Source organism: Streptomyces sp. CA-294286, assembly GCF_050947155.1.
Classification (GTDB): Bacteria; Actinomycetota; Actinomycetes; order Streptomycetales; family Streptomycetaceae; genus Streptomyces.
In genome coordinates this window covers 2,416,713-2,435,733 of record NZ_CP192005.1, presented here as the reverse complement: position 1 = coordinate 2,435,733, position 19,021 = coordinate 2,416,713, and the positions used below count along the sequence as shown (strand labels likewise).

Genomic DNA, 19,021 nt, shown 5'->3' with positions numbered 1-19,021 from the left:
TGCGCGTGTGCACGCGGAGCGACGCGCGCGGCACGAACCACAGGAACGAGGCACTGATGACCGACCCGGTGACGCTGGACGGCGAGCCCAGCATCGGCGTTTTCGACGAGAAGCGGGCCGAGAACGCGGTGCGCGAGCTTCTGATCGCCGTGGGCGAGGATCCCGACCGCGAGGGCCTGCGGGCGACCCCCGGGCGGGTGGCACGGGCGTACCGGGAGATATACGCCGGGCTGTGGCAGAAGCCGGAGGACGTGCTGACGACGACCTTCGACCTGGGCCACGACGAGATGGTGCTGGTGAAGGACATCGAGGTGATGAGCTCCTGCGAGCACCACCTGGTGCCGTTCCACGGCGTCGCGCACGTCGGCTACATCCCGTCCACCGACGGCAAGATCACCGGACTGTCCAAGCTGGCCCGGCTGGTGGACGTGTACGCGCGTCGCCCGCAGGTGCAGGAGCGGCTCACCACGCAGATCGCGGACTCCCTCATGGAGATCCTGGAGCCGCGTGGCGTGATCGTCGTCGTCGAGTGCGAGCACATGTGCATGACGATGCGCGGGGTGCGCAAGCCCGGCGCGAAGACGATCACCTCGGCGGTGCGCGGGCAGCTGCGCGACCCGGCCACGCGGGCCGAGGCGATGAGCCTGATCATCGCCCGCTGACGACCGGCGGCCGGGAACGGCCCTGCGCGCCCGTACGGGGCCTCAGGCGGCGTCCGCCACCGGGGCCTCGTCCTCGTCGTCGGGCAGGCGCAGGACGCGCTCCAGGAAGAACGCGGCGGCGATCACCGCCGCGCCCGCGAGGACCGAGAAGCCCGCGTAGATCGCCTGGTCGCGGCGGGCGGGCAGGTCGGCGAGGCCGATCAGCAGGTGGACGCCCACGCCGCCGTACATACCGGCGACGAGGGCGGAGACCAGGGCGCTGGCCTGCCCGAAGACGACCGCGCGGGCGGCCACCATCGGATCGACGCCCTTGGCGCCGGGCCGGCGCTCGCGCTGGGCGCGCAGCCGCGCGCGCATCCCCAGTGCGGTCGCCAGCAGGACCGCCGCGATCAGCGCCAGCACGACGGGCGCCGCGACCGGCACGCCGGGCAGGGTGCCGACGGAGGACCAGAGGCGGGCGCCCGCCCACGACAGCACTCCGGCCACGGCGAACACGCCCGCCAGTACCCCGAGCCGTAGTTGCTTCACGAGGCTCCGCTCTCTGTCACAGTCACGTGGTCATGGGTGTCGTACGGAACAGGCTTCTGCCCGGTGCAACGTCTACTCGGGCAGCCGGAGTTCCAGATCGGCGCGGGCGAGCACGCCGTCGGTGGGGACGGCGCCCAGCAGTTCGGCGACCGCGCCGCGGCCGGGGACCTGTGCCTCGGGGTCCACGTCGTGCCACGGAGCGAGGACGAAGCCGCGCTCGTGGGCGCGCGGGTGCGGGAGGGTGAGCACCGGGTCGTCGGAGACGACGTCGGCGTACGACAGGATGTCGACGTCGATGGTGCGCGGGCCCCAGCGCTCCTCGCGCACCCGGTCGAATGCCTCCTCGATGGCCTGGCCACGCTCCAGGAGCGAGGACGGCGGGAGGGTGGTCTTCACCAGGACCACCGCGTTGAAGTACGAGGGCTGGGAGCCGGAGTCGACGCCCCACGGCTCCGTCTCGTACACCGGGGAGACCGCCTTGACGCGGACACCGGGGGTGTCCTCCAGGAGGTCCACGGCGCCCTGGAGGGTCTCCAGGCGGTTGCCGAGGTTGCTGCCGAGGCCGATGACGGCCCATCGGGGGTTGGAGAGGGTGATGTCCGCGGCGTCGACCCGCTGCGTCACGGAGGCCGGAACCGGCTGGACGGTGGGGTCGCTCTGCAGGGGGTTCATACACGGCTCCGGGTGATGGTGATGGTCACGTCGTCGAAGGGCACGGTGATCGGGGCGTCCGGCTTGTGCAGACACACCTCGACCTCCTCGACCCCCTCGTGCTGGAGACACTGCTGCGCGATCCGTTCCGCGAGCGTCTCGATCAGATTGACCGGCTCGCCCTGCACGACCTCCACGACCTCCTCGGCGACCACGCCGTAGTGGACGGTCTTCGTCAGGTCGTCGTCGGCCGCGGCGGGACGGGTGTCCAGGCCGAGGACGAGGTCCACGATGAAGGTCTGGCCCTCTTCGCGCTCCCTGGGGAACACGCCGTGGTGCCCGCGGGCCTTGAGGCCGCGCAGCGCGACACGATCCACGCGAATCACTCCTGCTGTTCGTAGTCATCTGGCTCCGCGCCGAGTGCGGTCGGCGGCTCACCTGGGAAACGAATCTACCCGCGCGCACCGACAGCCCCCGCCCGCGGGGCTGCGGACGGCGTGCTTCCGGGATCCTTCTCACAGAGGCCCCTACCCATTCGGGGCACTTTGCGACGCCGCGTCGCCGGGTGGCGGCGCGGAATCGGGCCCCCGCGCCGCTCCATGCCGCCCCGCGCCGCCGGATGCTCCCCCGCGCCCCCGGGCGGCGTCCTACTCGGCCGGATCGTCGTCCGTGTCCTCGTCGTCCGCGTCCGCCAGCACGGGGGAGCCGTGGTGCGCCCACAGCCGCCAGCCGTCCGGGGTGCGCCGGAAGACGTTGGTGGCGACGACCAGCTGGCCGACCAGCGGACCGAGTTCGCCGCTCTCCTCGGCGGGGCCGCCGCTGAGGATGTTCTCGGTGCAGGTCGCCACGGCGGTGTCGCCCATGACCGAGACCTTCACGTCGGTGAGGAAGAACTGGATGTACTCGGTGTGCGCCATGATCAGCGCGTACGAGCGCAGCACCTCGCCGCGTCCGCTCAGCACCGGCCAGCCGGGGTGCACGCAGGTGATGTCGTCGTCCAGCCAGAGCGCGGACAGCTCGTCGAAGTCGCCGCGTTCCAGACATTCGTAGAACGCGGTGTTGGCCAGTTCGACCCGCTCGGCGTCGGTGCCGCGGGGGGTCACCGGGTGCCTGCCGGACCGGACGGTGCCGGGGTGGTCCTCGCGCCCGCGACGGCGCGGGCGACCCGTACCGCGTCCGCGGTGGCCCGCACCTCGTGGACCCGGACCGCCCAGGCGCCCTCGTGGGCGGCGATCGCGGAGACGGCGGCGGTGGCGGCGTCGCGCTCGCGGGCCGGCGGCGGGGCGGCGCCGTCCCGGGCGAGCACGCGGCCCAGGAAGCGTTTGCGGGAGGCGGCGACCAGCAGGGGGTGGCCGAGAGTGCCGAGGTCGCCGAGGTGGGCGAGGAGCGCGAGGTCGTGCTCGGCCTGTTTGGCGAAGCCGAGGCCGGGGTCGACGACGATGCGTCCCGGGTCGACGCCGCCGGCGACGACCGCGTCCACGCGCGCGTGGAGTTCGGCGAGGACTTCGGCGACCACGTCGTCGTACACCGCGAGACTGTTCATGTTCTCGCTGAAGCCGCGCCAGTGCATGACCACGAAGGGGACGTCGGCGGCGGCGACCGCCGGAATCATGTCGGGGTCGGCGAGGCCGCCGCTGACGTCGTTGACCAGGACCGCGCCGGCGGCGACGGCCTGCTCGGCGACGCCGGCGCGCATCGTGTCCACGGAGACGGTGACGCCCTCGGAGACCAGGCCGCGTACGACCGGCACGACCCGCTTGAGCTCCTCGGCGGCGTCCACGCGGCTGGCGCCCGGCCGGGTGGACTCGCCGCCCACGTCGACGAGGTCGGCTCCCTCCGCGACCAGGGCGAGGCCGCGCTTCACCGCGGCCGTGGTGTCGAACCAGCGACCGCCGTCGGAGAAGGAGTCGGGGGTCACGTTGACGACTCCCATGACCGCACAGCGGTCCCACTCCGGGAGCCCTTCGACGGGGTGGGTGCGCAGCAACGTACTCATACGCCCAGCCTAGGCGTCAGCGCGTGGTCTCCGGACCGCCGGTGCCGCAGCCCGAGCCGCCGGCCGTCGCGCCGTCCGGGCCCTCGGGGAAGACCCGTCCGAGGAGGCCGAACAGGGCGGTGCGCTCGGAGTCGTCCAGGGCGTCCAGACCGTCGAGGGTGGTGTGCATGCGGGCCCGGATGGTGTCGATCGTGCGCTCGCCGTACTCGGTCAGGACGACGTTCTTCACGCGGCGGTCGGTGGCGCTGGGCTCGCGGCGCACCAGGTCGCGCTTCTCCAGCCGGTCGACGATCCCGGTGATGTTGGACGCGTCGCAGGCGAGGGTAGTAGCGAGGGCGCGCATCGGAGCGGGGGAGCCGCGCAGCACGCTGAGCGCCTTCGCCTGGCTCGGGGTGAGCCCTGCGGTGGCGGCGGCGAGGGTGAAGTCGCCGTAATAGAGACCGAAGGAGGTGGCCAGTCGTTCGACTAGCTCGGCCTTGGTCGGCGGGTTGGCTGCCATGACACGCAGTGTACGCCGCAAAACTTGACCATCTCAACCATTGAGGTTTACGGTCGGAACGAATTGCTTGAGATTCTCAACAATTGAGGTTGGGCCACACAGGCCCGGCCTCCGGCCCGACCCCTTTGCTCGCAACCGTCCACCACTGGAGGGCTCCCCCCATGAAGGCCATTTCCTACCCCGTGTACGGCGACCCCGACGTCCTGGAGTACGGCGACCGCCCCGAGCCCAAGCTCGGCCCCGACTCCGTCCTGGTCAAGGTCCGCGCGGCCTCGGTCAACCCCGTCGACTGGAAGGTCCTCGCCGGGTACCTGGACCCCGCGCTGGACGCCGTCTTCCCGGTGATCCCGGGCTGGGACGTGGCGGGCGTCGTCGAGAAGGCGGGCCCGTCCGTGTCCGAGTTCAAGCCCGGCGACGAGGTCATCGGGTACGTACGCGAGGACTTCGTGTCCCGCGGGACCTTCGCGGAGTACGTCGCCGCGCCCATCCGCACGCTGGCCCGCAAGCCGCGGAACACGAGCTTCGAGGAGGCGGCGGGGCTGCCGCTGGCGGGCCTCACCGCGTACCAGTCGCTGCACCGCAGCCTCAAGGTGCGCGAGGGCGAGACGGTGCTGGTGCACGCGGCGGCCGGCGGGGTCGGCTCGCTCGCCGTGCAGATCGCGCGGGCGCACGGGGTGAAGGTCATCGGCACCGCCAGTGCCCGCAACCACGACTACCTGCGGTCCCTCGGGGCGACTCCGGTCGAGTACGGGGACGGCCTCGCCGAGCGGGTGCGCGAGGCCGCGCCGAACGGCGTGGACGCGGTGCTGGACCTGGTGGGCGGGGACGCGCTCCAGCTGTCGCCCGGCCTGCTGGCCGAGGGCGGACGGCTGGCGTCCATCGCGGACGGCGGCGTCCTGGAGCTCGGCGGCGACTACGTCTTCGTGCGGCCGGACGCGGCGGACCTGCTGGCGCTGACGGAACTGGTCGAGCGGGGCGAGGTCGAGGTGGAAGTGGCGGCGGTGTATCCGCTGGAGAAGGCGGCGGACGCGTTCCGGGAGAGCATCGGCGGGCACACACGGGGGAAGATCGCGATCAGCGTGGCGTAGGCGGAGCCCGCAGCCCCTGACACGACGGAAGCCGCCGCCCCGCCCCCACGTCAGCCCCCGGGGCGGCGGCGCCGCTCACCGTCAGCCCCCTCGGCAGCAGACCGTCAGCCCCCTCGGGCGGCGCGCCCACCCCCCGTAACTCCCTCGGGCGGCGCGCCCACCCCCCGTAACTCCCTCGGGCGGCGGGGCCGCCCCGCGGAGGCGGAACGGGTGGGCAAGGGGGCGGTCCCCATCGGAGGTGGCCCCCCGCCCCGCGCCCACCGCCTACGCCTGAACCCCTCCCTGAACCCCTCCCTGCACCCGTGCCCGTGCCCGTCCCCGCCACCCCGCCCCCGCTCCTGGGCGGAGTCGCCCGCCCCCGCCGTCAGAGGCGGCCGACGTTAGGCCGTGCGTTCGAGCGCCGAGCGTTCCGTGTGCGCGCAGGGCCGGGGTGCGCGCTCCGCCGGGGACCTGCGGGTGAACATCCGCGGCAGGCCCAGCGTCACGAAACCCTCCGCCTGCATCGCCGCGAAGCCGATCCGGGGCAGGTCGCGAGTCGTCCGGAAGACCACGAAGCGCGGCTCCCAGCGCGGCTGGAACTTGGCGTTGAACTTGTACAGCGACTCGATCTGGAACCAGCGGGAGAGGAAGACGAGCAGACCCCGCCACCCCCGCAGCACCGGCCCCGCGCCCAGCTTCTCGCCGCGGGCCAGTGCCGAGCGGAACATGGCGAAGTTGAGCGAGACCTTCTTGATCCCGAGGTCCGGGGCCGCGGTCAGCGACGCCACGATCAGCAGCTCGTTCATACCGGGGTCGGCCGCCCGGTCGCGCCTCATGAGGTCGAGGGACATGCCGTCGGCGCCCCACGGCACGAAGTGGAGGACGGCCTTGATGTCGCCGTAGGGGCCCGGGGCCGCGCCCTCCTCGTCGGCCTTGTGGGCGGTGGCGATGAAGCAGTCCTCGTCGCCCGGCTCACCCACCCGGCCCAGTGCCATGGAGAAACCGCGTTCGGTCTCCGTGCCGCGCCAGTCGGCGGCGGCCCTGCGGATGCGTTCCAGTTCCTCGGGCTCCAGGTCTCCGACCCGGCGCACCTCGGTCCGGTAACCGTTGCGCTCGATGCGCTTGACCATCTGGCGCACGTTGCGCATCGCCCGCCCGGAGAGGGAGAAGTCCGGTACGTCGACGACGGCCTCGTCGCCCAGCTCCAGGGCGTCCAGCCCGGTCTCGCGGGTCCAGACCTCGCCGCCGGTCTCCGAGCAGCCCATCACGGCGGGGGTCCAGGAGTGCGCCTTCGCCTCCTCCATGAAGCGCTCGATGGCGCCCGGCCAGGCTTCGACGTCGCCGATCGGGTCGCCGCTGGCGAGCATCACGCCGGAGACCACGCGGTAGGTGACGGCGGCCTTGCCGCTGGGGGAGAAGACGGCGGCCTTGTCGTGCCGGAGCGCGAAGTGGCCCAGCGAGTCGCGGGCGCCGTGCCTGTCGAGCAGGGCACGCAGCCGTACCTCGTCCTCCTCGGTGAGCCGCGCCGCCGGGTGCTCGGGACGCAGCGCCAGGTAGACGGTGGTGAGCGCGATGATCCAGCCGAGCGCGCCGAGCGAGTAGCCGACCGTCCAGGACGCCTGCCTGGCGTAGTCGATCGGCCCCTCGAAGCCGGCCAGCCCGTACAGGACGTGGGTGAGACGGTCGCCGAAGTCCGGGTTCCCGATGATCGTCTTCGGGTGGGAGCTGACGATCACCAGGCCGAGCCCGACCGATCCCAGCGTCGTCAGCACGAAGTTGGCGACGGCCTTCCAGCGGCTGCGCGGGTCGGGCAGCGCGGCGAATTCGCGCCGGTGGACCAGCAGCAGCGCCAGCAGGGCGAGGGCGATCAGCACCCCGAGGACGGAGTGCCGGTAGGTGTACTGCGCGAGGGCGCCCACCGGCAGCAGGAACACCGCCGAGCGCCAGGCACGGCGCTTGCGCCGCTTGAGGCCGTGGGCGAGGAGCAGCAGCAGGACACCCACCGTGAGGGAGAACGCGGCGGCGAACGGCCCGAGGGTTCCGGGCAGCACCTCGGCAAGGCTGTGCATCCGGCTGTGCCGGAAGCGGGGGAAGACCCCGGCCGCGATGTCGAGCAGGCCGACGAGCGTGACCGCCGCGCCCACCAGCGAAGGGACCTTCTCGGGGCGCGGTCCGCGGAAGACCCGGCGCACCCGATCCGGAACCGCCCCGGACTTATCCCCATCTATTCTGATTGACATCGCTTCCCGAGGTCCGCAAGTAGGTTTCAAGTCCGGCGCCCTGGAGAAGGGCCGCTCGGACAACGTGCGTCCACTAGGACGGCGCTTCCGGGGGGCGGGTTCACTCGGCTCTCAGGAAATCCTCATTCAGGAAGTAACGATCTCGTCATGGGTCTCACCAGTACCAAGGTTCTCGTGCTCACCGTAGTGATCGCGGTTCTGTTCTTCGCGGCCACGATCTGGTTCTGGCCGCGGCTCTCGGGCCGCACCTGGCGTGCGGTGCTGGGCAGGGTGGGAATGCTGCTGGTGACCCAGCTGGCGCTGTTCGCCGCGGTCGGCCTCGCGGCGAACAAGTCGTTCCTCTTCTACGGCTCGTGGGCCGACCTCTTCGGCCAGGAGGAGGAGCTGGGCGTGGTCGTCGACCACGCGTCCGGCCCCGGCAGGCACGCGCAGCTCATCGGCACCCGGGCGATGGACGTTCCGGGCGGGAACAAGCCGTCCGTCGGCGGGCAGATCCAGGAAGTGCGGATCGAGGGCGAGAAGTCGAAGATCGTCAGTCCCGCCTTCGTGTACCTGCCACCGGAGTACTTCCAGCCCGAGTACGCCAAGAAGAACTTCCCCGCGACGGTCGTGCTGACCGGCTACCCCGGCACCGCGATGAACCTGATCAAGGGGCTCCGCTATCCGCAGACCGCGCTGATGCAGGCCCGCGCCGGCAAGGCACAGCCGATGATCATGGTCATGATGCGGCCGACGGTCGCGCCGCCCCGGGACACCGAGTGCGTCGACATCCCGAAGGGCCCGCAGACCGAGACGTTCTTCGCCGACGACCTGCCGCGCGCGGTGTCGGGCGCCTATCGGGTGGGCACGAAGCCGCAGAACTGGGGCTTCATGGGCAACTCCACCGGCGGCTACTGCGCCGTGAAGATCGCCATGGCGCACCCGGACAAGTTCGCCGCGGGCGCCGGTCTCTCCGCGTACTACAAGGCGGCCGAGGACGCGACGACCGGCGACCTCTTCGGCAGTGACCCGAAGCTCAGGCAGCGTGCCAACCTGCTGTGGGCCCTGGACAACCTGCCCGCGCCCAAGACCTCCCTGCTGGTCACCACCAGCGAGAAGGGCGAGGACAACAAAAAGCCGACGGCCCAGTTCATCAGCAAGGTGAAGCCGCCCACGCAGGTGTCGTCGATCACCCTCAACAGCGGCGGGCACAACTTCAACACCTGGAAGCGCGAGATCCCGGCGGTCGTGGAGTGGATGAGCAAGAAGCTCACGCCCTGACGCGGCGGCGCTAGCCGACGGTCTCGACCGCCACTTCCGTACGGGAGACCCTGCGGCCGTCCGCGTCGATGGACCGCCGCAGCGCCTCGTGCAGCCGCGCCGGGGTGAGCACGCCCAGGAACCGCCCCTCGCCCTCCTCGTCGATGACGGCGATCCAGCCGGCGTCGTGCTGGAGCATCGTCGCGAACGCCTGCTTCAGGGACGCACCCACCGGCAGCCACGCCTCCATGCGGCGCGCGTGCTCCCGTACCGTGCCCGTCCTCTCCGTGGCGTCGGCGGGGATCCACCCGTGCAGGTTGTCCTCGCGGTCGAGCACGACGGCCCAGCGCGCACCCTCCGCGGACAGCCGCCGGGTGGCGGTCGCCAGGGAGTCGTCGAGGTGGACCACGGGCGGCTGGTCCAGGTCGCTCTCCTCGATGGGCGTCACCGACAGTCTTTTCAGGCCGCGGTCCGCGCCGACGAAGTCCGCGACGTACGGGGTGGCGGGCGCGCCCAGGACGGCGGCGGGGGCGTCGAACTGCTCGATGCGGCCCTGCCCGTACACCGCGATCCGGTCGCCGAGACGGACCGCCTCCTCGATGTCGTGCGTGACGAACAGCACCGTCTTGTTGACCTGCGACTGGAGCCTCAGGAACTCGTTCTGCAAGTGCTCGCGGACCACCGGGTCGACGGCGCCGAAGGGTTCGTCCATGAGGAGGACCGGGGGGTCGGCGGCCAGGGCGCGGGCGACGCCGACGCGCTGGCGCTGGCCGCCGGAGAGCTGCTCGGGGTAGCGGGAGCCGTGGACCTTCGGGTCGAGGCCGACCAGGTCGAGGAGTTCGGCCGCGCGCGCACGGGCCTGCGTGCGCTTCACGCCGAGCAGATGCGGGACGGTCGCGGTGTTGTCGAGCACCGTCCGGTGCGGGAAGAGGCCGACCTGCTGGATGACGTAGCCGATGCGCCGGCGCAGCTCCACCGGGTCGACCCCGGCTATGTCCTCGCCGTCGAGCAGGATGCGGCCCGCTGACGGCTCGATGAGCCGGTTGACCATCTTCATGGTGGTGGTCTTGCCGCAGCCCGACGGGCCCACCAGTGTGACGAGTTCACCCGCGGCGACCTCGAAGGACAGGTCGTCGACGGCGGTCGTGCCGTCGGCGTAGCGCTTGGTGACGTGCTCGAACCGGATCATGGGTCCCCATTGTGACGGCTGGCGGCGGAACTCGGGTGAAGGGCATGTTGCCGGGATGTGGCGGCCCGAACCGGACCGAGGGCGTTGTCAGTGGTCGGCGATATGGTCCTCGCACGGGCTTTGAACATACGTTCTCCACTGCCGCTCCGGCGGTGTGGAACGGGCGGAACGGGGGAGGTGGGACGGGTGAGCGAGCAGAACTGCCTGGTGACGAACGACTGGATCTGCGCGGAGTACCTGCGTTCCCGCAGCCAGGAGTTGACCGAGGCGACGGTCGAGCACCTATGGATCACCGTGGTCTCGGTGCTGATCGGGCTGGCCGTCGCCCTCCCGCTCGCCCTCCTGGCCCGCCGCAGCAAGCGCTTCGCCGGCCCGGTCCTCGGGCTGACGACCGTGCTGTACACGGTGCCTTCGCTGGCGATGTTCTCGCTGCTGCTGCCGCTGTTCGGGCTGTCGTCGGCGCTGGTGATCACCGGTCTGGTGCTGTACTCGCTGACCATCCTCGTACGCAACATCCTGGCCGGACTCCAAGCGGTCCCGCAGGAGACCCGGGAGGCCGCCCGCGGCATGGGGTACGGGCCGGGGCGGATGCTCTGGGAGGTGGAACTGCCGTTGGCGCTCCCCGCGTTGATGGCGGGCGTGCGGATCGCCACGGTGTCGACGGTCGCGCTCACCACGGTCGGCTCGATCGTCGGCCGGGGCGGCCTCGGCAACCTCATCGAGGACGCGCTGCCCACCTTCTTCAAGGCGCAGGTACTCGCCGCGTCCGTGCTGTGCGTGCTGCTCGCCGTGGTCGCCGACCTGCTGCTGCTCGGGCTGCAACGGCTGCTGACACCGTGGACGCGGGCGGGCGGCACGAAGCCGGAACCGCGTACGGCACGCATACGGAAGACGACTGCGACCGCGGGGGCGGGCTGATTTCGATGGGTGTGCTCTCGGACGCCTGGACCTGGCTGGTCACGGGCTCGAACTGGTCGGGTGACGGCGGCGCGTGGGTCCGGCTGACGGAGCATCTGTACGTCAGCGGGGTCGCGCTCCTCATCGCCTGCGCGCTCGCGCTGCCGCTCGCCTTCCTGCTCGGGCACCTCGGCAAGGGGGGTGCGCTCGCGGTCAACATCTCCAACGTGGGACGCGCCGTCCCGGTGTTCGCGGTGCTCGCGCTGTTCATGGTCTCGCCGCTGCGCTCCGCCGGTTACGTGCCGACGATCGTCGCGCTGGTGCTGTTCGCCGTGCCGCCGCTGCTCACCAACGCGTACGTCGGGATGCGGGAGGTGGACCGGGCGGTGGTGGAGGCCGCACGCGGCATGGGCATGTCGGGCAGGCAGCTGTTCGCCCGGGTCGAGCTGCCCCTCGCGTACCCGTTGGTGATGACCGGACTGCGGTCGGCCGCCGTGCAGGTGGTGGCCACGGCCTCGATCGCCGCGATGGTCGGACAGGGCGGGCTCGGCCGCATCATCACCGCCGGCTTCAACACCTACGACACCGCGCAGGTGGTCGCGGGGGCGCTGCTGGTGGCGCTGCTGGCACTGGTGGTGGAGGGGGTGCTGGTGCTGCTGGGCCGGGTGTTCTCGCCGCTGCGGAAAGCCGCCTGACGGTGTGTTCCCGCTGCTCGTCCCGCGCTGCCGCGTACCTCTTCGGGCCTCGTCCCACCTCCTCACGCTCCTCCGCTCCCGTACCTCCCGTTTCCTTTTGTCTTCCTTTGTCCCTCTTTCCCGTGCCTCGGGCACTTCCTGGATGGTGAACTCTCATGAGCAAGACCTCACGCCTCGCGGGTGCGGTTGTCGGCCTGGTGGCACTGACCGGCTCGCTCGCCGCGTGCGGCGGCGACAGTCTGGAGCAGCAGGGCAGGTCCGGTTCCGGACCGACGGATTCCGCCGGTGGCGGCAAGAAGGGTTCGCTGGTGGTCGGCGCGGCCGCCTTCACCGAGTCGAAGGTGCTGGCGGAGCTGTACGCGCAGATCCTCAAGGACGCCGGGTTCGCGACCTCGGTGACCGTCGTCAAGAACCGTGAGCTGTACGAGCCCTCGCTGGAGAAGGGCGAGATAGACGTCGTACCGGAGTACGCGGCGACCCTCACCGAGTTCCTCAACGCCAAGGTGAACGGTGCGAAGGAGGCGGAGAAGAAGCCGCTGGCCTCCAGCGACGTGACCGCCACCGTCGCCGCCCTGGAGGACCTGGCGAAGCCGCTCGGCCTGAAGGTGCTTCCGGCGGGCGAGGCCGTCGACCAGAACGCGTTCGCGGTCACGAAGGAGTTCGCCGCGAAGAACAACCTCAAGACGCTGTCCGACCTGGGCAGGTCCAAGGTGAAGGTCAAGATCGCGGCGGGCGACGAGTGCGAGATCCGGCCGTTCTGCGCGCCCGGTCTGAAGTCGAAGTACGGCATCGACGTCACCGGACTCGTCCCCAAGGGCGTCGGCACGCCGCAGTCCAAGCAGGCCGTCAAGGACGGCGAGGCGCAGCTCGTCCTGTCCACCACGACGGACGCCACCATCGACAGCTTCGGTCTCGTCTTCCTCGCCGACGACAAGAAGCTCCAGAACGCCGACAACCTGTTGCCGGTGGTCAACGCCAAGGACGCCGGCGACCCGGCGGTGGCCGAGGCCCTCGGCAAGCTCACCAAGGCGCTCACCACGGCGGATCTCGGCGAACTGAACCGCAAGGTGGACATCGAGCGTGCGAAGCCGGCCGATGTGGCGAAGACCTATCTGGAGGAGAAGAACCTCATCAAGGGGTAGTGGCGGAGCAGTTGGGGTGCTGCGTGGCCGATTCCCGGGTAACCGCACGGGAACAGATTGGCGAGTGATGCCCCATACGTGTCCTGCGCGCGGTAAATTTCAGGCCATGCCCCGTGGACGCCACCGCCATTCACCACCCCTGCACAAACTGCTGCCCTCGTCTGCGGTCGCGGGCGGTTCGCTCGCCTGCGCCGTCGGCGCCTGGTTCGTGGCGGAACCCGTGGCCCTGCGGGTGCTCGTCGCCGTCGTCGCGGCGGCGGCCGTCACCGGGGCCGCCCTGATGCGCAGCTGGGACCGCACCGCGGGCCGCAAGGTGGCCGAGCTGAAGCGGGCGCGCGAGGCCGACACCTGGAAGACCGAGGAGCGCGTCGCCGAGATCGAGGGCGACCTGGAGGAGTCGCGCGCCCTGCGCGTCAAGCTGGAGGCCAAGCTCCGCGCCAAGCGCGCCGAACTGGCCGGGCTGCGCAACGAGCACGCCGCGCTGCTGCGCAGGTACGCCACCGCGGAGACCGAGCGCGCGACCGCGCTGGAGCGCCGCCGTCTGCTCGAACTGACGGCAGCCGCGGAGGAGAGTCCGAAGGAACTCCCCGCCGCCCGCTCCACGCCCACTCCGGCCGCGTACATGCGGGCGGCCGCGGCGCTGGAGAACCTGGAGCGCAACGGACGGGTCCAGCGGGAGACGGCGGCCCGCGTCGCGTCCGGCGCGATGGCGGTACGGGCCGCGGTACAGACCCCGGCACGGGTGGCCGCACCGCGGGACGCAGCCGGGAAGGCCCCGGCGGACAGCCCGGCGGACGGGAAGGTTCCGGTGCCCGAGGGCGCCCGGGTGGACGCGCAGGCACTGGCCCCGGTCCCGGCCTCGGGCGCGGCGCGCCACCCGGCCCCCGCACCTGCCGGGGGCGCCCTGCCCTCCGACGCCTCCGTGCCCGCCACGACTCCCGGGCCGGCGTCCGACGCCGCCCGCGAGGCGCGCGAGCACACCCGGCCCTCGTCGGCCCTCACGCCGTACGCGCCGCAGAACCTGCCCGCCGTACGCAAACAGGGCGGCTTCGACTTCTTCGGTACGAGTACGGGCGCGGGCGTGGCCGCCGACATGCAGGACGAGGACCTCGCGGACGTCGTCGGCGAGGAAGCCCTCGCCGAACACCGGTCCTCCCGCACGGCCGCCGACGCCGAGACCGTCGGTGCGGTCATCGACCTGACGGCGCACGACGAGACGGAGCAACTGGACGTGGCGGACCTCAGGAGCGCGATCGGCTCCTGAGCCCGCCCGCCTGCGGCCAGCCGGCTCGCCGACGGCGTACCGCCCGCCGCCGGTCGTTCGTCCGCTACTTGTCGACGTCGCCCACGACGAAGAAGAGCGAGCCGAGGATCGCGACCATGTCCGAGACCAGCGTCCCGGGCAGCAACTCGGTCAGCGCCTGGATGTTGTTGAAGGACGCCGAGCGCAGCTTCAGCCGGTACGGGGTCTTCTCACCCTTGGAGACCAGGTAGTAGCCGTTGATTCCGAGCGGGTTCTCGGTCCAGGCGTAGGTGTGGCCCTCGGGGGCCTTGAGCACCTTCGGCAGACGCTGGTTGATCGGACCGGGCGGCAGGTCGGCCATCCGGTCGAGGCAGGCGTCGGCGAGGTCGAGCGCGTTGTGCGTCTGCTCCAGCAGGCACTCGAAGCGGGCGAGGCAGTCGCCCTCCTGCCGGGTGACCACCCTGAGAGTGTCCCGGAGTTCGCCGTACGCGAGGTACGGCTCGTCGCGCCGCAGGTCGAAGTCGACGCCCGAGGCACGGGCGATGGGGCCGGAGACGCCGTACGCGTGGACCGCCTCGGCGGAGAGCACGCCGACGTTCCGGGTACGGCCGCGGAAGATCTCGTTGCCGAGGACCAGGTCGTCGTAGACGTTCATGCGGGAACGGACGGAGGCGACCGCGTCGCGGACCCGGCCGGGCCAGCCCGCCGGCAGGTCCTCCTTGAGGCCGCCGACCCGGTTGAACATGTAGTGCATGCGGCCGCCGGACACCTCCTCCATCACGGCCTGGAGCTCCTCGCGCTCCCGGAAGGCGTGGAAGACGGCGGTGATGCCGCCGAGTTCGAGCGGGTACGAGCCGAGGAACATGAGGTGGTTGAGCACCCGGTTCAGCTCGGCGAGGAGGGTCCGGGTCCACACCGCGCGCTCCGGGACCTCCATGCCGAGCATGCGCTCCACGGCCATGACGACGCCCAGCTCGTTGGAGAAGGCCGAGAGCCAGTCGTGGCGGTTGGCGAGCATGACGATCTGGCGGTAGTCCCGCGCCTCGAAGAGCTTCTCCGCGCCGCGGTGCATGTAGCCGATGACGGGCTCGGCGTGCTGGATGCGTTCGCCGTCCAGGACGAGCTTGAGACGGAGCACGCCGTGGGTGGAGGGGTGCTGGGGGCCGATGTTGAGCACCATGTCGGTGCTCTCGGCGCCGCCGCCGATGCCGACTGTCGTCGTCTGCGTCATGGGGGACAGTATCCACCGGAGGCCACGGGACGGGGGCGTGGGAGCGGGGGAACGCGGGGCGGACCGCGGTCCGGGGCGTCGGCGAAGCGGCTTCCCCGTCGGCCGGGGGGTCGGGGCGTCGGCGAAGCGGTTCGCCCGTTGGCCGGGGGCCGGGTCTCCTGAGGGACGAGGGACGCGGGGCCGAGGCGGCGGAGCGTTCCTCTGGACCGGAGCGTGGGGCGGCAGTGGCGTTGCTCCCCCCGAGGAGCCGAGCACTCGAAGGCCGGGGGACGAGGGGACGGAGGAACAGCGGACCCGAGGAGCGCAGCGGGGCCCGGGTCTCCTGCGGGACGAGGGACGCGAGGAGGAGGGCCGACGAACGAAAGGGCCGGGACGTCGGCGGGGCCGCCGTCCCCCCGCCGGGGCCGGGGCACCCGGGGGGCCGCGCTCCTCGGGCCGGAGTCCGCAGCGGCAGCGGGGCCACCGCCCTCCTCACCCCTCTCTCCCCACCGCCTGCATCAGCCACCCGAAGTCCCCCAGCCCGCCGCGGGCCACCAGTTCCGCCGCCTCGCCCGCCCTCGACAGCGCCTTCACGTACGCGACCGGATTCGTCGACGCCAGTGACAACGCGGGACGCGAGCCCACGACCCCCAGCCGCCCCAGCGCCTGGCGCTGCGTCAGCAGTTCCGTACGGACCCGCGCACGGGCCTCCGCCTCGGCCGCACACGCGTCCAGTGCGACATGCGCCGTCACGTCGCACCGTCCGTCCGGCACCGCCCGCACCTCCCGGCCACCCGCGAACCCGGTCAGCGTCCCGTACGGCGGCCTGCACGCGCGCGCGTGGGCGTAGTCGACCGCGACCGCCAGGCCCGCGTCGAGCGTCCCCACCGCGTCCGCCCACGCCGTGTCCCGAGGGCGACCGATCTCCGCCCGCTGACCCGGCCGTCCCGCCAGCGGCCACCACCGCTCCAGCCACGCCGCGTCGGCCCCGGACACCGGCGCCCCGAGGCGCTCCGCGCCGTCCGCCGCCCGCACCTCGACGTACCGTGCGACCCCGTCCTCGTCCGCCTCCGCGACGTCCACCGGCACGTTGTCCAGCCACTCGTTCGCGAAGACCAGACCGGTGACGCCGGAGGGGGGTCGCGCGAGCCACTCGACGCGCGGGTCGAGTGCGGCCGGACGGGCCGCCCGTTCCACGGCGTACGCGCGCACCCCGAAGCCCTCGGGGAGTGCGGCCAGCACTCCGGTCAACAACTCGCCGCGCCCGGCGCCGATGTCGACGAGAGCGATCTCGGCGGGTCCGCCCAGCGACTCGTGCGTCTCCCGCAGCAGTCGCGCGACCGCCCCCGCGAACAGCGGCGACGCGTGCACGGACGTACGGAAGTGCCCCGCAGGTCCGTCGGCGTCGGGCCGCACGTAGAACCCGCCGGGCCCGTACAGTGCGGCCTCCGACGCCTCCCGCCACCTCAGCCACTCGCTCCGCCCGCCGCCCTCGGGCCGACCGGCGCCGCGTCCGTCCGGGCGGTCCTTCTCGTCTCTCACGCCACCCAGTCTCCACGGACGTCTCCACCTTGGGGAGTAGTGGCCCGGCCACCGGATCGCCCCTCCGGTTGACCCAATGGCCTCCAGGGTTTCCCTACGCTGGTCATGTGCAGCGCCTCTACGACTTCATTCGCAGACACCCGACGAGCGTCGACAGCTTCTGGGCCGTGATGCTCCTCGGAATGTCCGTGCTGATGTTCGGGGGGACCGTTTCCGGGACCGGGGAGATTCCCGCGGCCTTCTGCATCCTCGTGCTGTGTCTCACGGTCGCCCTGCGCCGTCGCGTCCCCGAGGCGATGCTGATCGTGACGATCCTGGTCGGGCTGCTCCAGCTCGCCCTGAACGTCCAGCCCAACCCCTCCGACTTCGCGATGCTCGTCATCGTCTACACCGTCGCGGCGAACGGCGCCCGCTGGGCCTCCCGGCTCGCCCTCGGCGCGTCGCTGACCGCGGCGACGCTCTCCCAGGTCCGCTGGGCGGTGGAGAAGAACGACCCGATCGCCCCCGTCGTCTTCGCCGTCTTCCTGACCGTCCCGTTCGTCCTGGCCTGGGTGCTCGGCGACTCGATGCGCACCCGGCGCGCGTATTTCGCGCAGCTGGAGGAGCGGGCGGCCCGGCTGGAGAGGGAACGCGAGGCGCAGGCCAAGGTCGCCGTCGCCGCGGAGCGCGCCCGGATCGCCCGGGAACTGCACGACGTCGTCGCGCACAACGTGTCCGTGATGGTGGTGCAGGCCGACGGCGCCTCCTACGTCATGGACGCCTCGCCCGAACAGGCCAAGCAGGCCCTGGAGACCATCTCGACGACCGGCCGCCAGGCGCTCGCCGAGATGCGCAGACTGCTCGGCGTCCTGCGCACGGGAGAGCAGCCGGAGAGCGGGGAGTACGTGCCCCAGCCCGACGTCCAGCAGATCGAGGACCTGGTGGAACAGGTCAGGGCCGCGGGCCTCGCCGTGGACTTCAAGGTCGAGGGCACCGCGCGTCCGCTGCCCAGCGGCGTCGAGCTGACCGCGTACCGGATCGTGCAGGAGGCCCTCACCAACACCCGTAAGCACGGCGGTCCCGACGTGGGCGCGAGCGTGCGGCTCGTCTACTTCGACGACGGGCTCGGCCTGCTCGTCGAGGACGACGGGCGGGGCGCCTCCCACGAGCTGTACCAGGACGGCGGGGCGGACGGCCAGGGGCACGGCCTGATCGGCATGCGCGAGCGGGTCGGTATGGTCGGCGGCACGCTGGACGCGGGTCCGCGTCCCGGCGGCGGCTTCCGGATCAGCGCGCTGCTCCCGCTCAAGCCGACCCACTGACAGCAGGCTCGCCCCGTCCGCCCTCGACCCCGACCCGCTCCTGCTCACGTTCCCCGCTCCGTCCCGCCCGGCCCGCAGCCCCGCCCGTCCGCCGCCCGAAGCCCCGCACCCACCCCGTCCGCCGCCCGAAGCCAGCCCCGCACCCGCCTCGCCCGCTCCCCGGAAGGTCCCCATGCCGACTTCGATCCGCGTCATGCTCGTCGACGACCAGATGCTGCTGCGCACCGGATTCCGGATGGTGCTGGCCGCGCAGCCCGACATGGAGGTCGTCGCGGAGGCGGGCGACGGGCAGGAGGCGATCGACGTCCTGCGCGGCACGGCCGTCGACGTCGTGCTGATGGACGTCCGCATGCCGAGGCTGGACGGGGTGGAGGCGACCCGGAAGATCTGCGCGGCGGACAACCCGCCCAAGGTGCTGATCCTGACCACCTTCGACCTCGACGAGTACGCCTTCTCCGGCCTTCGGGCGGGGGCGTCCGGCTTCATGCTGAAGGACGTGCCGCCGGCGGAACTGCTGGCCGCGATCCGTTCCGTGCACAGCGGTGACGCGGTGGTCGCCCCGTCCACCACCCGCCGTCTGCTCGACCGCTTCTCGTCGATGCTGCCGAGCACCGGCAAGGAGCCGCGGCACAAGGAGGTCGAGAGGCTCACCGAGCGCGAACGCGAAGTGATGCTGCTGGTCGCCCAGGGGCTGTCCAACGGGGAGATCGCCGCCCGCCTGGTCCTGTCGGAGGCCACGGTCAAGACGCACGTGGGCCGCATCCTGACCAAGCTCGGCCTGCGCGACCGCGTGCAGGTGGTCGTGCTCGCGTACGAGACCGGCCTGGTACGCGCCGGGGGCTCGTCCGGAGCACGCTGAGCGCCGGGCATCGCACGGGGCCCCGGGTGGCGCGGTCGCGGGAGGTCCCGCGGTGACGCAC

The 19,021-nt window shown here is 72.0% G+C and carries 19 protein-coding genes; 9 read left to right on the top strand and 10 right to left on the bottom strand.

What is annotated here, in order from left to right:
• Window positions 1-56 precede the first annotated feature (56 nt).
• Window positions 57-662, top strand: a complete 606-nt coding sequence (gene folE, locus ACQPZG_RS15535) for a GTP cyclohydrolase I FolE (protein WP_433546357.1) — start codon at window positions 57-59, stop codon at window positions 660-662.
• Window positions 663-704: 42 nt separating this feature from the next.
• On the opposite strand, the gene ACQPZG_RS15530 is transcribed toward folE, so the two are convergent.
• The 6 genes from ACQPZG_RS15530 to ACQPZG_RS15505 form a co-directional block, all read right to left on the bottom strand.
• Window positions 705-1,190, bottom strand: a complete 486-nt coding sequence (locus ACQPZG_RS15530; protein ID WP_433546356.1) for a DUF3180 domain-containing protein — start codon at window positions 1,188-1,190, stop codon at window positions 705-707.
• A 72-nt stretch (window positions 1,191-1,262) separates the two neighbouring features.
• The gene (gene folK, locus ACQPZG_RS15525) at window positions 1,263-1,862 is read right to left on the bottom strand and encodes a 2-amino-4-hydroxy-6-hydroxymethyldihydropteridine diphosphokinase (RefSeq protein WP_433546355.1); all 600 of its coding nucleotides are present in this window, start codon (window positions 1,860-1,862) and stop codon (window positions 1,263-1,265) included.
• Window positions 1,859-2,218, bottom strand: a complete 360-nt coding sequence (gene folB / locus ACQPZG_RS15520; protein ID WP_433546354.1) for a dihydroneopterin aldolase — start codon at window positions 2,216-2,218, stop codon at window positions 1,859-1,861. The genes folK and folB overlap by 4 nt, the downstream gene beginning before the upstream one ends.
• A gap of 270 nt (window positions 2,219-2,488) precedes the next feature.
• Window positions 2,489-2,944, bottom strand: a complete 456-nt coding sequence (locus ACQPZG_RS15515) for a nuclear transport factor 2 family protein (RefSeq protein WP_433546353.1) — start codon at window positions 2,942-2,944, stop codon at window positions 2,489-2,491.
• Entirely contained in the window at window positions 2,941-3,837 is an 897-nt protein-coding gene (gene folP, locus ACQPZG_RS15510; protein ID WP_433546352.1) for a dihydropteroate synthase, read from the bottom strand. The genes ACQPZG_RS15515 and folP overlap by 4 nt, the downstream gene beginning before the upstream one ends.
• Before the next feature lie 16 nt (window positions 3,838-3,853).
• Window positions 3,854-4,336 (bottom strand): MarR family winged helix-turn-helix transcriptional regulator, encoded by a 483-nt coding sequence (locus ACQPZG_RS15505; protein ID WP_433546351.1) that lies wholly within the window; start codon window positions 4,334-4,336, stop codon window positions 3,854-3,856.
• Between the two features lie 161 nt (window positions 4,337-4,497).
• Here ACQPZG_RS15505 and ACQPZG_RS15500 point away from each other — a divergent pair, with 161 nt between their 5' ends.
• On the top strand, window positions 4,498-5,424 hold the full coding sequence (locus ACQPZG_RS15500) for an NADP-dependent oxidoreductase (protein WP_433546350.1): 927 nt from the start codon (window positions 4,498-4,500) through the stop codon (window positions 5,422-5,424).
• A 380-nt stretch (window positions 5,425-5,804) separates the two neighbouring features.
• Here ACQPZG_RS15500 and ACQPZG_RS15495 read toward each other — a convergent pair whose 3' ends face one another.
• The gene (locus tag ACQPZG_RS15495) at window positions 5,805-7,643 is read right to left on the bottom strand and encodes a phosphatidylglycerol lysyltransferase domain-containing protein (protein ID WP_433546349.1); all 1,839 of its coding nucleotides are present in this window, start codon (window positions 7,641-7,643) and stop codon (window positions 5,805-5,807) included.
• Between the two features lie 147 nt (window positions 7,644-7,790).
• Here ACQPZG_RS15495 and ACQPZG_RS15490 point away from each other — a divergent pair, with 147 nt between their 5' ends.
• Window positions 7,791-8,903, top strand: a complete 1,113-nt coding sequence (locus ACQPZG_RS15490) for an alpha/beta hydrolase (RefSeq protein ID WP_433546348.1) — start codon at window positions 7,791-7,793, stop codon at window positions 8,901-8,903.
• Window positions 8,904-8,913: 10 nt separating this feature from the next.
• Here the strand turns inward: ACQPZG_RS15490 and ACQPZG_RS15485 are convergent, their stop codons facing one another.
• Window positions 8,914-10,071, bottom strand: coding sequence for an ABC transporter ATP-binding protein (locus ACQPZG_RS15485; RefSeq protein ID WP_433546347.1), 1,158 nt, complete (start codon window positions 10,069-10,071; stop codon window positions 8,914-8,916).
• A gap of 186 nt (window positions 10,072-10,257) precedes the next feature.
• Between ACQPZG_RS15485 and ACQPZG_RS15480 the strand changes: the two genes are divergently transcribed.
• The 4 genes from ACQPZG_RS15480 (at window position 10,258) to ACQPZG_RS15465 (ending at window position 14,069) form a co-directional block, all read left to right on the top strand.
• Window positions 10,258-10,989 carry an ABC transporter permease gene (locus tag ACQPZG_RS15480; RefSeq protein ID WP_433546346.1) on the top strand — a complete coding sequence of 244 codons (732 nt, stop codon included), beginning with the start codon at window positions 10,258-10,260 and terminating at the stop codon, window positions 10,987-10,989.
• Window positions 10,990-10,994: 5 nt separating this feature from the next.
• Window positions 10,995-11,663 (top strand): ABC transporter permease, encoded by a 669-nt coding sequence (locus ACQPZG_RS15475; RefSeq protein ID WP_433546345.1) that lies wholly within the window; start codon window positions 10,995-10,997, stop codon window positions 11,661-11,663.
• Between the two features lie 155 nt (window positions 11,664-11,818).
• Window positions 11,819-12,805: an ABC transporter substrate-binding protein gene (locus tag ACQPZG_RS15470; RefSeq protein WP_433546344.1), complete on the top strand. Its 987-nt coding sequence runs from the start codon at window positions 11,819-11,821 to the stop codon at window positions 12,803-12,805.
• A gap of 106 nt (window positions 12,806-12,911) precedes the next feature.
• Window positions 12,912-14,069 (top strand): hypothetical protein, encoded by a 1,158-nt coding sequence (locus ACQPZG_RS15465; protein ID WP_433546343.1) that lies wholly within the window; start codon window positions 12,912-12,914, stop codon window positions 14,067-14,069.
• 64 nt (window positions 14,070-14,133) lie between these two features.
• On the opposite strand, the gene ACQPZG_RS15460 is transcribed toward ACQPZG_RS15465, so the two are convergent.
• Together ACQPZG_RS15460 and ACQPZG_RS15455 are read right to left on the bottom strand one after the other, a co-directional pair.
• Window positions 14,134-15,279 carry an NADH-quinone oxidoreductase subunit D gene (locus ACQPZG_RS15460; protein WP_433546342.1) on the bottom strand — a complete coding sequence of 382 codons (1,146 nt, stop codon included), beginning with the start codon at window positions 15,277-15,279 and terminating at the stop codon, window positions 14,134-14,136.
• 471 nt (window positions 15,280-15,750) lie between these two features.
• Window positions 15,751-16,728, bottom strand: coding sequence for an SAM-dependent methyltransferase (locus tag ACQPZG_RS15455; protein WP_433549422.1), 978 nt, complete (start codon window positions 16,726-16,728; stop codon window positions 15,751-15,753).
• 179 nt (window positions 16,729-16,907) lie between these two features.
• Between ACQPZG_RS15455 and ACQPZG_RS15450 the strand changes: the two genes are divergently transcribed.
• The gene (locus ACQPZG_RS15450) at window positions 16,908-18,101 is read left to right on the top strand and encodes a sensor histidine kinase (RefSeq protein WP_433546341.1); all 1,194 of its coding nucleotides are present in this window, start codon (window positions 16,908-16,910) and stop codon (window positions 18,099-18,101) included.
• Window positions 18,102-18,273: 172 nt separating this feature from the next.
• Entirely contained in the window at window positions 18,274-18,960 is a 687-nt protein-coding gene (locus ACQPZG_RS15445; protein WP_433546340.1) for a response regulator, read from the top strand.
• The last annotated feature ends 61 nt before the right edge of the window (window positions 18,961-19,021 follow it).

Bases quoted from the DNA above. Each gene is read 5' to 3' on its own strand.
- folE (WP_433546357.1), top strand. From the start codon at position 57: ATGACCGACCCGGTGACGCTGGACGGCGAGCCCAGCATCGGCGTTTTC.
- folK (WP_433546355.1), bottom strand. From the start codon at position 1,862: ATGAACCCCCTGCAGAGCGACCCCACCGTCCAGCCGGTTCCGGCCTCC.
- folP (WP_433546352.1), bottom strand. From the start codon at position 3,837: ATGAGTACGTTGCTGCGCACCCACCCCGTCGAAGGGCTCCCGGAGTGG.
- ACQPZG_RS15505 (WP_433546351.1), bottom strand. From the start codon at position 4,336: ATGGCAGCCAACCCGCCGACCAAGGCCGAGCTAGTCGAACGACTGGCC.
- ACQPZG_RS15500 (WP_433546350.1), top strand. From the start codon at position 4,498: ATGAAGGCCATTTCCTACCCCGTGTACGGCGACCCCGACGTCCTGGAG.
- ACQPZG_RS15495 (WP_433546349.1), bottom strand. From the start codon at position 7,643: ATGTCAATCAGAATAGATGGGGATAAGTCCGGGGCGGTTCCGGATCGG.
- ACQPZG_RS15490 (WP_433546348.1), top strand. From the start codon at position 7,791: ATGGGTCTCACCAGTACCAAGGTTCTCGTGCTCACCGTAGTGATCGCG.
- ACQPZG_RS15485 (WP_433546347.1), bottom strand. From the start codon at position 10,071: ATGATCCGGTTCGAGCACGTCACCAAGCGCTACGCCGACGGCACGACC.
- ACQPZG_RS15475 (WP_433546345.1), top strand. From the start codon at position 10,995: ATGGGTGTGCTCTCGGACGCCTGGACCTGGCTGGTCACGGGCTCGAAC.
- ACQPZG_RS15470 (WP_433546344.1), top strand. From the start codon at position 11,819: ATGAGCAAGACCTCACGCCTCGCGGGTGCGGTTGTCGGCCTGGTGGCA.
- ACQPZG_RS15465 (WP_433546343.1), top strand. From the start codon at position 12,912: ATGCCCCGTGGACGCCACCGCCATTCACCACCCCTGCACAAACTGCTG.
- ACQPZG_RS15460 (WP_433546342.1), bottom strand. From the start codon at position 15,279: ATGACGCAGACGACGACAGTCGGCATCGGCGGCGGCGCCGAGAGCACC.
- ACQPZG_RS15445 (WP_433546340.1), top strand. From the start codon at position 18,274: ATGCCGACTTCGATCCGCGTCATGCTCGTCGACGACCAGATGCTGCTG.